The following is a 13,853-nucleotide window of genomic DNA, read 5'->3' as shown; positions in this document are numbered from 1 at the left end:
TTGAAAAGCCCGAACCGGTGAGGAATCCCCTTGAAAATGACCCGTCCTGCGCCCGCCGAAGACATCAACGAAGATGACCTCGAAGTCCACCCACCCAAGAAGGGCGCTGCCGGCGTCAAAGCGGTGACGGTGGCGCTGGAACGCGGACTTGCCCAGGCCGGTGTTGCCCGGACGGTTCGTTCGATGCTCCGCGTCAATCAGCACAACGGCTTCGATTGCCCGGGATGTGCCTGGCCGGAGTCCATCACGGGCAAGCGGAGCCGCGCGGAGTTCTGCGAGAACGGGGCCAAGGCCATCGCGGAGGAGAACACCACCCGGACCGTGACTCCGGAGTTCTGGGCTGCCCATTCCATCGCGGAGATGGCGACCAGGACCGACCACTGGCTGGGCAACCAGGGTCGCATCACCGAGCCTGTGGTGATCCGGCCCGGAGACACCCACTACTCCCCCATCAGCTGGGCAGATGCCTTCGACCTGGCCGCAGAGCATATCCGGGCCACCACCCCGGAGCGCTGCGTCTTCTACACCTCGGGGCGGACGGCGAACGAAACCGCCTTCATGTTCCAGCTGTTTGCCCGCAGCGTCGGGACCAATAACCTGCCCGACTGCTCCAACATGTGCCACGAATCCTCCGGCTCCGCCATGAACCCCACCATCGGCATCGGCAAGGGAACGGTCTCCCTGGAAGACATCCACGACGCCGAGCTGGTGGTCGTGGTAGGGCAGAATCCCGGCACCAACCACCCCCGGATGCTTTCGGCCCTGAAGGACTGCAAGAACAACGGCGGCAAGGTCGTGGGCGTCAATCCGCTGCCCGAGGCAGGGCTGATGAACTTCAAAGACCCGCAGTCGCTCACCGGAGTGGTGGGGCACGGAACGGCCATCGCCGACGAATACCTCCAGATCAAGGTCGGCGGCGATCTGGCCCTGTTCCAGGCCCTGGGCCATCTCCTGCTGGAGGCCGAGAAAGAGAGTCCGGGCACAGTGGTGGACCACGCGTTCATCCGGGCACAGACCGAAGGGTTCGAAGCATATGTGACCGCGCGCAGCACCGTTGACTGGGCCGAGACGACGAAGGCCACCGGCCTGGGCAGGGACGAAATCACCAGGATCGCCGGGATGATGGCGGCTTCCAAGGCCACGATCATTTGCTGGGCGCTGGGGCTGACGCAGCAGCCGCACTCGGTGGACACGCTAAAAGAGATCATCAACCTGCTGCTGCTGCAGGGAAACTTCGGCAAACGCGGTGCCGGGGCCTGCCCCGTGCGCGGGCATTCGAACGTCCAGGGTGACCGCACCATGGGGATATGGGAGAAACCAAAGGAAGCCCTCCTGGCCGCCCTGGACCAGGAGTTCGGGATCAGCACACCACGAGAGCATGGCCACGATTCAACGGAAACCCTGCTGGCCTTCGAGCTGGACAACGTGGACGTATTTGTTGCCATGGGCGGCAATTTCGCGGCGGCGAATTCAGACACGGGACCGCTCGAAGCAGGAATGAAGCGTGCCGGGCTGACGGTGCACATCTCCACCAAGCCCAACCGGTCACATGTCGTCCACGGCCGGACGTCCCTCATCCTCCCCACGCTCGGCCGGACCGATACCGATGACAAGCACCCGGGCGGGCGCCAGTTCCTCTCCGTGGAGGACTCGATGTCCGTGGTCCACTCCACGCAGGGTCGCCTGCAACCCGTCTCCGGGCACCTGCTCAGCGAACCGGTGATCATCGCCCGGCTGGCGCAGGCCGCCCTAGGCGATGACCACGCGGTTAACTGGCGGGCCATGGCCGAGGACTACGACGTCATCAGAGACCACATCTCACGCGTCATCCCCGGGTTCGAGGACTTCAACACCCGCATCCGGAACAAGAACGGCTTCGTGCTGCCCAACCCGCCCCGCGACACCAGGACCTTCGACACCGCCACCGGCAAAGCCAGCTTCACCGTCAGCCCGCTGGAATACCTGGCACCCCCGGCCGGCCACCTCATCCTCCAGACCATCCGCAGCCACGACCAGTACAACACCACCATCTACGGGCTCGACGACCGCTACCGGGGCATCTCCGAAGGCCGCCGCGTAATCCTGGTCCATAACGACGACCTTCACGAACTGGGCTTCACGGACCGGGACCTGGTCGATGTCATCTCCACCTTCCGCGGCGCCGACGGCCACTCCAGCGAACGACGCGCGGACAGGTTCCAACTGGTGGCCTACCCCACCGCCAAGGGCTGCGCCGCCGCCTACTTCCCCGAGGCCAACGCGCTGGTCCACCGGGAACTCGTGGCACGCGAATCCAACACCCCCGGATTCAAAGCCATGACCATCCGCTTCGTCAAGCACGGTTAGGAGCCCATCATGAGCCTGCCGGCGGAGGAGCAAACCTGCGGTCGGTCGGACCGACGGGCAACTACCGTGCTTCTCGGGACCATCTCATACAGGGTGTATCCGGCGGTTTCTTTTAGAAGCTTTTCAGCTGCCGGGAACCGGTCGCCGAAAGTGATGGCGAAGGTGTTTAAAGTGGGCCTCCAGCGCATTGGATTGCCAACGGGCGTCTCTTCCCTTTTTGTGTGAGGGGCTTCTCTAAGCTCCCTGCGTCCGCAAGTCAAGGAACCATCCCTCCGGGGCTTTCTTCGGTTCCAGGTGTTCGGGATCCCTGTGCTTCTGCATATCGCATTTGTAGGGGTGACTTGTGAATTAGTGGAATATCCGACGCTAACGTCCTTCAGCAACGGTAGTGCTCGCGTTTGGGACAGGGGGTCGGACCGTTGGGTGGATAATGGGTCGCCGTTCCGGCCGCGCAGGGTCACGACGGCCGAATCGAAATCTCCCGCGTCGGCGATGTAGTCGCTGAAGGCGTTCGCGCCGTGGGCAGTGACCTCCATGATGTCCGGGGTGAAGAACCGGGCCATGTCCAGGTCGTGGATGGTCATGTCGCGGAAGATCCCTCCGGACGCGGCGATGTAGGGCGCCGGGTCCCGGCCGATGATGGACAGATGTTCCAGCCGTCCGATCTCGCCCGCCGCCACTCGCTGCTGGACTGCCGCGAAGGCAGGACCAAACCGCCGGTTGAAGCCCGTCAGGAGCGGGACACCGGCTGCGGCCAGGTTCTCCTGGCAGCTCTGGACCCGCGCGATATCGAGATCGATCGGCTTTTCGCAAAGGACCGCGAGTCCTCTGGCGGCGGCAGCCTCAATCAGCCCGACGTGGGTGGGGTTGGCGAACAGTTTACGACGGCGTTCAGCGACGGGTCGGCGAAGACGCCGGTAGTTGACCTGGTAGGGCGGGCTCCGTACTGCGCGGCGACTTCGCCCGCGCTTTCGGGCATCGGGTCGGCAACCCAGGCCAGGTTGATACCCGGGTGGGCGGCGATGTTCACCGCGTGCACTCTGCCGATGCGGCCTGGGCCGCACAGGGCGACATTCAGTTTCTTCACGTTGTCCCGGCCGCCTTACTGACCGTCGGTGAGACGGCGCCCGGCGGCGGCGTTCAGATCCCGGTCGACGGCGTCTACGGGGGCGTCTCCCTGCAGGCTTCGCCAGACCAGCTCCGCCTGGGATTCAGGGGCGATTCCGCCCACGGGCTGGTCGCGGTCCAGATTGGTGGGGAATCCGTAACCCTCAGCGGACGCGGCGATGACGTTGCGCAGGAACCTGTCGCTGGCGCCGCCGGCCTTGAGCTGCCGCAGGGTCGGGTACAGGGCAGCCGACATCGCGGTGCGGTCCACTGATTCCATGGCCCGGCCGAATGCTGAGGAAACCTGCAGGAGGTTTGCCATCCGGCGGATATCCGTGGACTTGTTGTGGCCGGCGCCGTGGAACAGGGCAGGGTTGAAGAAGGCTGCATCGCCCTTCTCCAGGGGCAGCTGCACGTAGTTTTCCTCGAAGTAGCGGGTGAATTCCGGACGGTGGAAGGCGAGATATCCGGGGTCGTACTTGTGGGAGTGCGGCAGGTAGAGGGTGGGGCCGGACTCCACGGGCATGTCGCAGTGTGCGACGGCGCCCTGCAGCGTCAGCGCAGGGGAGAGCAGGTGGATGTGGGCCGGGTAGCGTGCAGCCTGCTGGCTGGACATGAAGCCGAGGTGATAGTCGCGGTGGGCGGTCTGGGCGGCACCGCCGGGGTTCACGACATTGACCTGCGAGGTGACCTGGTAGTGGGGGCCCAGCCACGCTTCGGAGATGAGGGCCAGGATGTCGTTGGCGTAGTAGTCGGCGAACACCTCGGGGTCACGGACGGCCAGCTTGTCCAGCGCGCCCCAGATGCGGTCATTGGCGCCCGGCTTGGCGAAGTGATCACCGGCAGCGGCGCCGGAGGCTTTTTGGTCGGCGATGATGCTGTTGAAGGAGTCGATGGCGCGGTCGACGACGGCGGTGTCGGCGAAGGCGCCCTTGAAGACAACGATGCCCGGCCCTGCGGCCAGGGCGCGGATCAGTTCGGCCTGCACATCGGCGCGTTCTTCCGGAGAGTCCATGTAGTTGTGCAGGCGCTGGCCGTAGATGAGCACGTTCTGCTCGACGGCGTCAGCGTAGGCATAATCCTCAAGCTTCGTCTTTTCGCCGACAACGGCAATGAAGTCCTCGAGCCGGCCGCTGTCCTCGCTGAACCACTGCGGGGTGTGGGTTCCGGGCGCGTGTGATTCGGTGGTGGTCATGGCGTTTCCTCCTTGAAACAGTGATCCGGATGAGTGCCGGTGCGGATTCCAGCTTCTTTCATCCGGACAGTCCGGCACAATGCCGAAATCCATCAGGAAACCATCATTCGTGGTCCGGCGGAGGGAACCGGCCGGCAAGGCTGCCAGGCTGATGGTGGCCGGCACGCCCGCGGTGGTGCGGGAGACTCGGCATTCCGTGCATTTGGCGCACGCGCCGGGAGCTGGCAGGCTGTTGGATTCAGGCATTGAATGGGCCTTTCTGGAGTGATCTCTTGCCATCCAGCCTGAACCGGTGCGAGAGTCTTTGTTAGACCTGAAACCCATCAGAAAAACATCATTCAGAGACCGCGAGGAGTCCAATGGCCCACCCTTATTCGGTCAGGGAAATCGCCCGCCAGGCAGGCGTGAGTGACGCGACGGTGGACCGCGTCCTGCACAACCGTCCCGGAGTGCGGCAGAGCACCGTCGGCCAGGTGCGCCAGGCCATCAGGGACCTTGAGGCCCAGCGGCTCCAGCTGGAGCTGACCGGCCGGAGGTTCATGATTGACGTCGTCGCCGACGCCCCCGGCCGGTTCACCACCTCCGTCAAAAACTCACTGGAATCGGTGCTGCCGCTGCTAAGGCCCGCGGTGTTCAGGGCACGCTTCCACCTGCACGAGCAATGGAACGCCCAGGACTGCGCGGCCGAACTGGACCGGATCGGCAAACGGGGCAGCCACGGGGTCATCCTCAAGGCCCCGGACGTGCCCCTGGTGACGGCCGCCGTCGACCGGCTTGCCGAGGCCGGAATCCCCGTGGTCACGCTGGTCACCGATCTGCCCGCCAGCCGCAGGGTGGCCTACGCGGGCATGGACAACCGGTCCGCGGGGGCGACCGCGGCGTACCTGATTCACCAGTGGATGGGGGCCGACGCCGGAACGGTCGCCGTGACGGTCAGCAACGACTTTTTCCGTGGGGAAGAGGAGCGGGAGATGGGCTTCCGGGTGGCCATCCGCGACATGGACCCTGGGCGGGACGTCCTTTATCTGCCAGGCAGCGACGGGCTGGACCAGACGACGCGGCGCCTGATGAGCGAAACCCTGGCGGCCCGCGACGACCTGCGCGCCGTCTATTCAATCGGCGGCGGCAACGCAGGCATCGCTGAAGCGTTCAAAGCGGCCGGCCGGAAGCCTTACGTGTTCATTGGCCACGACGTGGTCCCCGACAACGTGGCTCTGCTGCGGGCCGGGACCATGACGGCTTTGCTGCACCATGACCTCAAGAAGGACGTCCAACAATGCTGCCGGGCCATCATGCACGCCCACGGCGCCCTGCCCGATGCCGGCGGCTACGCCTCGCAGATCGAGGTGGTAACGCCCTTCAACATTCCGCACGGATGATGGCACGAGCCACGTTGAGGTCCGGCAGCGGAGAAACTATCCGGCTTCGCAGGTGCACAGGTCGATGACGGTGGCCAGGTAGAGCGATGGCCCTCGCCTACCAGCGGAACCGGACGCACCTGGCACCGTGGGACCCCGAGCGGGGCGAAGAGTTCTACACGGCCGCCGCGCAACAGAGGCTGATCGATGAGCAGCTCGCGGGCTGTTCCGCCGGAACCTTCCTTCCGCTCGTCCTAACAAGCGGCACCGAGATTATCGGCAGGCTTAACCTGGCCGGCATCACCCATGGCGCATTCCAAAGCGCGGGACTCGGCTACTGGATAGACGAAACCCGGGCCGGCGGTGGCCTCATGACTGCGGCGGTGGAGGCGGTGATCGGTATCGCACGTGACCGGCTCGGGCTGCACCGGATCGAAGCGCAAACCCTGCCGCACAATGCGGCATCCCAACGGGTATTACACAAGGCCGGATTCAGTCGGATCGGCTTCGCCCCGTGTACCTGCGGATCGCCGGTGCGTGGCAGGGCCAGTCCTAGTCCAGCTCATCCTCGGTGACGCCGGCGGCGGCAACGACCGGGGAATCGCACCCGACCCCACGGATTAGCTTGTCGTTTGGGGCGCAGTGCCTGCATCCGCATGCCGATCCTGCTGAGGACCTGCTAGCCGTGGCGGCTTTCTGGCTCCCTGCTGCGGAATGCGGTCAGTGCCCCGACGACGAGGTCGTGATCGGCTTTTTGCGGCAGACCGGAAACCGTCACCGTCGCGACTTGGCCGGTTCCCGCCACATTGATCGGGAAGGCTCCGCCGTGGGCGGCGTAGCGGGTCTGGTCGAACCAGTCGTTGTCTTCCAGGCTGCCGCCGCCGAGCCGGCCCCGGAGACCCACCAGCAGAGAGGGGTCGGCGTAGCGCTCGGCTGTCCTGCTCTTTTTCTCAACCCAGGTCTCATTTTCCGGAGTCGCTCCGGGGAGGGACGCATGAAAGAGAACGTGCTTGTTTCTGCGGATATCGATGGCAACGGGGAGCTTCCGCCCGGTCGCGAGGTCTACCAGCAGCAACCCCAGGGCGAGGGCATCGGCTTGGCTGAAGGAGCTCAGCTGCAGTGTTCGATCAGTGATTTCAGCGCCGGAGTCGGGCTGCGCCAAGCCGGGAGTCCTGGTCGATTCCGTCTCTGCTGGTGCAATCGGGCCGGTCGAATCGTGGGACATAGTGGATCGGTTTCCTGTCTGGTTGGCGACGGGCCGCGTGGGATTCCGGGGCGTTGAGTTGGACCCGGGGGTGCCGAGTGGCTGTGAGGAGCGGATCGTTAAAGCATGCCACCGCGACGCTGCGTCCGTCGCGCGGGCGGCCCTTGTTCGCCCGGAAAGACGATGTCCAGCTGGCGGCGGATTTCGTCCGCCACCTCCATGGTCGTGATTGATTCCGACAGCGGGCGTTCCCGAACCCCGCAGTCACCGGCGTGGATGCTGCGGGCGGCTGCGGCAGCCTGGAAATGCAGGCCGTCAAAGTGCGAACCTGTCGGTTCGTCATAGCGCAGGACTGTTCCGTCCGGGTAGCGGACAGTGAACCCGCCGGGCCGGTTGAACATTCCGTCAAAGGTCAGAGTCGCCTTTCGGCCGACCAGACTGGCGGTGGTGGGTGTGAAATTATGCAGTTGTGTGTTGACGATGGCCTGCGCCCCGCCGGGAAAGGACATGATGGCGGAGATCTGGCCGTTGACCCCGGAGTCGTGGTCCGTTCCGATTGCTTTCACCTGGATGGGTTCGCCGAGCAGGGTTGTGATGAGTGCGAGCGGATATGTGCCCAGGTCCAGCAGCGGGCCGCCGGCCAGGGCCGGGTCAAAGATGCGGTTGCCCGGATCGTAGTGTTCGCCGTATTCGGTAATGACGGTGGTCAGCTCGCCTAAGGTACCCGATTCGATGACCTGCCGGGCCACGTCGAACTTGGGTAGAAAGAAACTCCAGAGCGCTTCTGCCGCAAACAGCCCCGCTGCCTCGGCCCGGTCCCGGATGTCGCGGGCCTCGGCAACGTTCACGGCGATCGGTTTTTCAATGAGGACATGTTTTCCTGCGGCCAGCGCCAGGACCGCTGCGGCGTGGTGGAAGTTGTGCGGCGTTGCCACATAAACGATGTCGACGTCATCTGCAGCGGCCAGTTCCTCATAGCTCCCGTAGGCTGCGGGGATGCCGTGCCGTGCGGCGAACGCCTGCGAGCGGTCCAGCGACCGGGATCCCACCGCCGCGATGACCTGCCGGGTGTGGGCCTGGAGGGATTTGGTGAAGAGATCGGCAATCCAGCCGGGGCCCATAATTCCCCAGCGCAGTGCGGGAGCCTCCATGGGATCGGGGACCCGGGAAGCGGGCAGGGCGTGCAGTGCGGTCATGAGTAGTCCACCTTGGTAAATGCGTTCCGGGCATCGCTGGAAGCGGTAATAAGGGCCTCCGCTACCTGGGCTGCGTGTAGTCCGTCGCGGGCGGTGGCCAGGGGCGATGCTGTCTGGTCCAGCAGGGAGCGGAGCCAGGCCTGCAGTTCAATCCGGTAGGCGTCCGCGAAACGCGGGCGCCAGTCTTCCGGGTAGGTCGTTGATTGCCGGAGGGACTCGTTGGTGCTGAGGAGGGCAGGCTCCGCGAGGCTGGCAGTGCCGCGCCCGGACACCACCTCACATCGGGTGCTGTAGCCGTACCGGGCGTTGAGGAACAGTTCCAGAGTGGTGAGGACGCCGTCAGCCGTTCGCAGCAGCATCAACGCCGGATCGTGCAGTCCGTCAGGGGCGCTTGCGGATCTTCTTCCGGCGTGCCATGCAACTTCGACGATGGGTGATCCCAGAAGCCACGGGATGATGTCCAATTCATGAATCGCCGAATTGGTGATGGCCGTCGCGGTGGTGGTGTGCGGGCCCGAGGCGACATTCCGGCTCACACAGTGCACCATCAGCGGTCCACCGGCGTCAGCGGACTCGACAAAACGGAGCAGTTCCTGGTACCCGGGGTCGAAACGCCGCATGAATCCCAGGGACAGCAGCGACCTGCCGGTGGCTGCCATTATTTCCTCGTCGGCGGCCACAATCCCACGGCACTCGTCCACTGTCGGAGCCAGGGGCTTCTCGCAGAGCACAGGTTTCGACGCCTGCAGACACTCGAGGATGAGTTCGGCATGGGTGGAATCGTGGGAGGCAATGACCACCGCATCCACATCGGCGGAGTTGATCAGCAGCAACGGGTCCGTCGTGGAACGGGCACCGAACTTCTGTGCCGCCTCGGCGGCCCGGGCACCGTCAATGTCTGCCACAAAGCTGACTTCTGCCCCGCTGATGGCTGTTGCCAGGTTCGTGATGTGGTCCATGCCCATGATTCCGGCGCCTATTACGCCAACCCGAACGGTCATTCCTTGAATCCAATCTCTTGTCCGGCCCGTCACGGACCGTGTTGTCGTAGCGGACAGTGCCCGGCCGGCGCCGTTGTGGCGCCGGGCGGCCTGGTCAGCCCGGCAGCTGGCTTGAGGTCCCGGCGACTTCGGCCTTGACCTCTTTGACCACGTCGCCGTGGCCGCCGAGTTGTTCGAGTTCATGGGCGAGTTCTGCGAGTTCGGCGCCGCCGGCCATCTGGGCGGTGAGCTCGTCGACGGTGATGTCCTTCTTGTCGTAGTAGCCGATCGACTTGCCGCGTTTGAGCAGCAGGAAGCGGTCTCCGACGGGGAAGGCGTGGTGCGGGTTGTGGGTGATGAAGATGACGCCGAGGCCGCGGTCGCGGGCCTGCAGGATGTAGCGGAGCACGACGCCGGACTGCTTCACGCCCAGGGCCGCGGTGGGCTCGTCCAGGATCAGGACCTTCGCTCCGAAGTACACGGCCCGGGCGATCGCGACGCACTGGCGCTCACCGCCGGAGAGCTGGCCGATGGGCTGTTCGACGTCGCGCAGGTCGATGCCCATCTCGGCGAGTTCGTGCTTGGTGATGTCCTTCATCTGCTGGACGTCCATGCTCTTGAACGGCCCGAAGCCGCTAATCAGTTCCGAGCCGAGGAAGAAGTTCCGCCAGATCGGCATCAGCGGCACGACGGCGAGGTCCTGGTAGACCGTGGCGATGCCGGCGTCCAGGGCGTCCCGGGGGTGAGTCGAACGTCCGCGGTTCGCCCATGATGGTCAGGACCCCGGCGTCGTGGCGGTGGAGTCCGGCGATGATCTTGATCAGCGTGGATTTGCCGGCTCCGTTGTCGCCCAGCACGCACGTGACACGGCCGTTGTCCACGGCCATCGTCACATCGGTCAGGGCGAGGATGTTGCCGTAGTGCTTGCCCACCCCCTCGAGGGAGAGCAGGTGCACGGGAGTGTGCGTGAGGGGATCTTTTTCGTTCTGGAGCAGGGTCTGCTGGTCGATGTCGTTGGCATTCATTTCTCCGGCCCCTTTACTTGAGTTCCGCGCGGCGCTTGACGATGAGGTTCACGATGGTGGCCAGGAGCAGCATCAGGCCCAGGAAGAACTTGAACCAGTCCGGGTTCCACTGGGCGTAGACGATGCCTTTGTTGGCCATGCCGAAGATGAAGGCGCCGATCGCCCCGCCGATGGCTGAACCGTAGCCGCCGGTGAGGAGGCAGCCGCCGATGACGGCGGCGATGATGTAGAGGAATTCGTTGCCGATCCCTTCACCGGACTGCACCGTGTCGAAGGCGAAGAGGTTGTGCATGCCCAGGATCCAGCCGCAGAAACCCACGCCCATGAACAGTCCGATCTTGGTTTTGTTGACCGGGACACCCACGGCGCGGGCGGCGTTTGCGTCCCCGCCGACGGCGAAGATCCAGTTCCCGACCCGGGTCCGCATCAGCACCCAGGTGGCGACCGCCACCAGGCCGAACCAGATGAACACCGTGATTTTGACGTCGACGCCGCCGATAGTAACGGAGGAGGCGAACACCGCCCGGGCGGAAGCGAAGCCGGCCATGGTCGAGATCGACGGGGAGGACACGGAGCCGCCGATCAGCCGGGTCAGGCCCAGGTTCAGGCCGGTCAGCATCAGGAACGTCGCCAGGGTCACGATGAAGCTGGGCAGCTTGGTCTTCATCAGGATCCAGCCGTTGATGAAGCCGATAGACAAGGACACCAGCAACGCCAGGATCACACCGACCCAGACGTTCGTGCTGAAGTACCAGCTGAACATCGACGCCGTCAGCGCCGAGGAAATCACCGCGACGCCGGTCGAGAGGTCGAACTCCCCGCCGATCATCAGCAAGGACACCCCCACCGCCATGATCCCGATCGTGGAGCTGCCGTAGAGCACGGTCGCGAAGGCATTGGGCTGGGTAAAGGTCGGCGAGACCAGGGCGAAGAAGATGAAAAGGACGATGGCGCCCACGAGGGCACCAACCTCGGGACGTCCGAGAAGTTTCTGGAACGGACTACGTTTGCCGACTCGCTCATCAGTGACCGCGGGAGGGGTCTTGGAAATGGTCTGGGTCATGGTGCGTCTCCTACTTCGGGCCGGGTTCCGGGGCCTTGCGGCCCCGGATCCGGCGCAAAGCATCCTTAGCGGATGCCTTCCTTGGCGAATTTGAGGACATCGGCCGCGTTTGATTTGTCGACGATCGCGGGGCCGGTCAGGACGGGCTGGCCGCCGCCGATCTTGAAGCCGCCGCGCTTGTTCTGCCAGATGGCATCAATCGCGCCGTAGCCCTGCAGCCATGGCTGCTGGTCCACGGTGAAGACGACCTTGCCGTCAATGATGGCCTGGTTCAGTTCACCGTTCAGGTCGAAGGACACCACCTTGACTTTGTCTTTCAGGTTCAGGGATTCCACGGCCTTGACCATGGTCAGGGTGAAGGGCGCGCCCAGGCCGATGACCGCGTCGACCCCCGCAGCGCTCTGCAGCTTGGCGGTCACGGTGGAGGACACCTGGGTCATGTCGGTACCGGTGACGTACAGGATCTCGGATCCGGGCACCTTGGACTTCACACCGGCGCAGCGGGCTTCCAGCGACACGTTCCCCTGCTCGTGGATGACGCAGATCGGATGTGTCACACCTTCAGCGGCCAGGCGGGTACCCACGGCTGCACCCGCCAGGCCCTCATCCGAGCCGAAGTGCGTAAACGCCCCCAGCTGGGCGGAGACGGATTCGCCGGCATTCAGACTCACTACCGGGATGCCGGCGTCTGTGGCCTTCTTCAGCACATCCTTGAGAGCGTCCGGCTTCGCCAGGGTCACGGCGATGCCGTCCACCTTCTGGTCGATGGCCTGCTGGATCAGCTGGGCCTGGCGGCCGCCTTCCGGATCCGAGGTGTAAAGCAGCTCCACGTTGTCCTTCGCCGCAGCCTCTTCGGCGCCCCGGCGGACAATATCCCAGAAGGTGTCCCCGGGCCCGGCATGGGTGACCATGGCAATCTTGATCTTCGGTGTGCTCACGGCCTGGCCGGCTCCACCGGCGTTGCCCGAGTCAGCCGGCTTGCCGCCGGTGCTGGAACATGCGCTCAGGGCCAGCATGGGTACTACGGCTGCCACGAGGGCTGCCTTCCGCCATGAAATTTTCGTCATCGTAAATTTCTCCTTGAATGGTGGGATGGAGCCGGACGTCGCCGTAGTTCGGCGGTCCGTGTTCCCTGATCGTTGAAGTGACGTCCCGGCACAGGGCGTCCTCAGACCTGTATTCCCGGTGAAGGCTCGGGAACAGACAGGCAAAGAGGTAACGTGGGCGGGAGTGAATTCCACGGTGTTTGTAGCGTTCCAAATCGAGATGAGCGTACATTGGTTGGATTGCGCCGTCAAGGGTTGGCGGGCAGGACCTGAAGGGGCGGATCATGGCAGGCAAGCGGCCGGGACGGGCAACCATCGTGGATGTGGCGCTGCAGGCGGGCGTCTCCAAATCGCTGGTCTCCCTGGTCCTCAACGACTCGCCCCTGGTCCGTCCTGACAAGCGGGAGGCGGTTTTGACGGCCATTGAAGCCCTCGACTACCGGCCCAATACGGCGGCGCGGGCCCTGGTCCAGGTCCGCACGCGTGCTGTCGGCGTCATTCTCAATGACCTTCGAAACCCCTGGTTTCTCGAATCGCTGCGCGGCATCAACGATGTCCTGTCCGAGAATGGCCTCCACATGCTGTTGGGGGAACAGCGCCTGGGACGAGCCGGCGGGCAGTCGATTGTCAGTACGTTCCTTGACCGGAACGTGGACGGGCTGATCCTCGCCGGCACCATGCCCCAGACCGCCGATCTGGAAGATGCCGCCAGGAAGGCGCCCACCGTGGTCCTCAGCAGCAGGAACTTCTCGCTGCCGGGGGTCGATGTCGTTGCCAATGACGATGCTGCCGGCGCGCGGATGGCCGTCGAACACCTGATTTCCCTCGGACACCGCAGAATTGCCCACGTCGCGGGCGACAGCGGTCACGTGGCCCGGCTCAGGGAAGAGGGCTACAGATCCACCATGCGGGCCCACGGCCTCCGGCCGGCCGTGCAGCGCAGCGGCAATACGGAGGAGCAGGGCCATGCCTCCGCACTGCAGCTCCTCCGGCAGTCGGACCGGCCCACAGCAGTCTTCGCGGTCAACGACCTGGCTGCCGTAGGGGTTCTGGACGCGGCCTTCGAGCTGGGAATTTCGATTCCCGGACAGCTGTCTGTCGTCGGCTATGACAACAGCTATCTGGCCGGGATCGGCCATATTAACCTCACGTCCGTTGATGCTGCCGGGTATGGAACGGGTGTTGCCGCCGCCCAGGCGCTGGTCCGCCGTATCGCCTCCCCGGAGGCGCCAGGCACCGAGACCCTTCTAACCCCCGAACTGGTGATTCGACGCAGCAGCGCGGCGCCGGAGGACCCCGGCCCGGAAGGCGCACCCGCACCCTAGCCCCGGCA

General features: G+C 64.8%; 12 protein-coding genes and 1 pseudogene. 5 read left to right on the top strand and 8 right to left on the bottom strand.

Features of this window, described 5'->3' with window-relative positions:
* The first annotated feature begins 36 nt into the window (after window positions 1-36).
* Window positions 37-2,346 (top strand): FdhF/YdeP family oxidoreductase, encoded by a 2,310-nt coding sequence (locus tag ACVWZ8_RS23600; protein WP_456506233.1) that lies wholly within the window; start codon window positions 37-39, stop codon window positions 2,344-2,346.
* Here the strand turns inward: ACVWZ8_RS23600 and ACVWZ8_RS23595 are convergent.
* The gene (locus ACVWZ8_RS23595) at window positions 2,343-3,026 is read right to left on the bottom strand and encodes a Gfo/Idh/MocA family protein (RefSeq protein WP_456506232.1); all 684 of its coding nucleotides are present in this window, start codon (window positions 3,024-3,026) and stop codon (window positions 2,343-2,345) included. The genes ACVWZ8_RS23600 and ACVWZ8_RS23595 overlap by 4 nt on opposite strands.
* Between ACVWZ8_RS23595 and ACVWZ8_RS23590 the strand changes: the two genes are divergently transcribed.
* Window positions 2,994-3,455 (top strand): hypothetical protein, encoded by a 462-nt coding sequence (locus ACVWZ8_RS23590; protein ID WP_456506274.1) that lies wholly within the window; start codon window positions 2,994-2,996, stop codon window positions 3,453-3,455. The genes ACVWZ8_RS23595 and ACVWZ8_RS23590 overlap by 33 nt on opposite strands.
* On the opposite strand, the gene ACVWZ8_RS23585 is transcribed toward ACVWZ8_RS23590, so the two are convergent.
* On the bottom strand, window positions 3,449-4,648 hold the full coding sequence (locus ACVWZ8_RS23585) for a phytanoyl-CoA dioxygenase family protein (protein WP_456506231.1): 1,200 nt from the start codon (window positions 4,646-4,648) through the stop codon (window positions 3,449-3,451). The two genes, ACVWZ8_RS23590 and ACVWZ8_RS23585, sit on opposite strands and share 7 nt — an antisense overlap.
* A 359-nt stretch (window positions 4,649-5,007) precedes the next feature.
* Here ACVWZ8_RS23585 and ACVWZ8_RS23580 point away from each other — a divergent pair, with 359 nt between their 5' ends.
* Together ACVWZ8_RS23580 and ACVWZ8_RS23575 are read left to right on the top strand one after the other, a co-directional pair.
* Complete coding sequence (locus tag ACVWZ8_RS23580) at window positions 5,008-6,027, top strand: LacI family DNA-binding transcriptional regulator (RefSeq protein WP_456506230.1); 1,020 nt, start codon at window positions 5,008-5,010, stop codon at window positions 6,025-6,027.
* Window positions 6,028-6,113: 86 nt separating this feature from the next.
* Window positions 6,114-6,581 (top strand): GNAT family N-acetyltransferase, encoded by a 468-nt coding sequence (locus tag ACVWZ8_RS23575; protein ID WP_456506229.1) that lies wholly within the window; start codon window positions 6,114-6,116, stop codon window positions 6,579-6,581.
* 104 nt (window positions 6,582-6,685) lie between these two features.
* Here ACVWZ8_RS23575 and ACVWZ8_RS23570 read toward each other — a convergent pair whose 3' ends face one another.
* The 6 genes and pseudogenes from ACVWZ8_RS23570 to ACVWZ8_RS23545 form a co-directional block, all read right to left on the bottom strand.
* A complete protein-coding gene (locus ACVWZ8_RS23570; protein ID WP_456506228.1) occupies window positions 6,686-7,168 on the bottom strand; it encodes a heme-degrading domain-containing protein in 483 nt (160 codons plus the stop codon).
* A 161-nt stretch (window positions 7,169-7,329) separates the two neighbouring features.
* On the bottom strand, window positions 7,330-8,406 hold the full coding sequence (locus tag ACVWZ8_RS23565; RefSeq protein WP_456506227.1) for a Gfo/Idh/MocA family protein: 1,077 nt from the start codon (window positions 8,404-8,406) through the stop codon (window positions 7,330-7,332).
* Window positions 8,403-9,407 (bottom strand): Gfo/Idh/MocA family oxidoreductase, encoded by a 1,005-nt coding sequence (locus tag ACVWZ8_RS23560; RefSeq protein WP_456506226.1) that lies wholly within the window; start codon window positions 9,405-9,407, stop codon window positions 8,403-8,405. Before ACVWZ8_RS23560 ends, ACVWZ8_RS23565 begins: the two co-directional genes overlap by 4 nt.
* Before the next feature lie 94 nt (window positions 9,408-9,501).
* Window positions 9,502-10,411 (bottom strand): annotated as a pseudogene (locus tag ACVWZ8_RS23555) (ATP-binding cassette domain-containing protein).
* A 13-nt stretch (window positions 10,412-10,424) separates the two neighbouring features.
* Entirely contained in the window at window positions 10,425-11,474 is a 1,050-nt protein-coding gene (locus ACVWZ8_RS23550) for an ABC transporter permease (protein WP_456506225.1), read from the bottom strand.
* A gap of 65 nt (window positions 11,475-11,539) precedes the next feature.
* On the bottom strand, window positions 11,540-12,541 hold the full coding sequence (locus ACVWZ8_RS23545; protein ID WP_456506224.1) for a substrate-binding domain-containing protein: 1,002 nt from the start codon (window positions 12,539-12,541) through the stop codon (window positions 11,540-11,542).
* A gap of 263 nt (window positions 12,542-12,804) precedes the next feature.
* Here ACVWZ8_RS23545 and ACVWZ8_RS23540 point away from each other — a divergent pair, with 263 nt between their 5' ends.
* Entirely contained in the window at window positions 12,805-13,845 is a 1,041-nt protein-coding gene (locus ACVWZ8_RS23540; RefSeq protein WP_456506223.1) for a LacI family DNA-binding transcriptional regulator, read from the top strand.
* Window positions 13,846-13,853 lie beyond the last annotated feature (8 nt).

It is taken from the genome of Arthrobacter sp. UYCu723 (assembly GCF_054059215.1).
The sequence above is the reverse complement of the archived record's forward strand: the minus strand, read 5'-3'. Positions and strand labels throughout refer to the sequence as shown.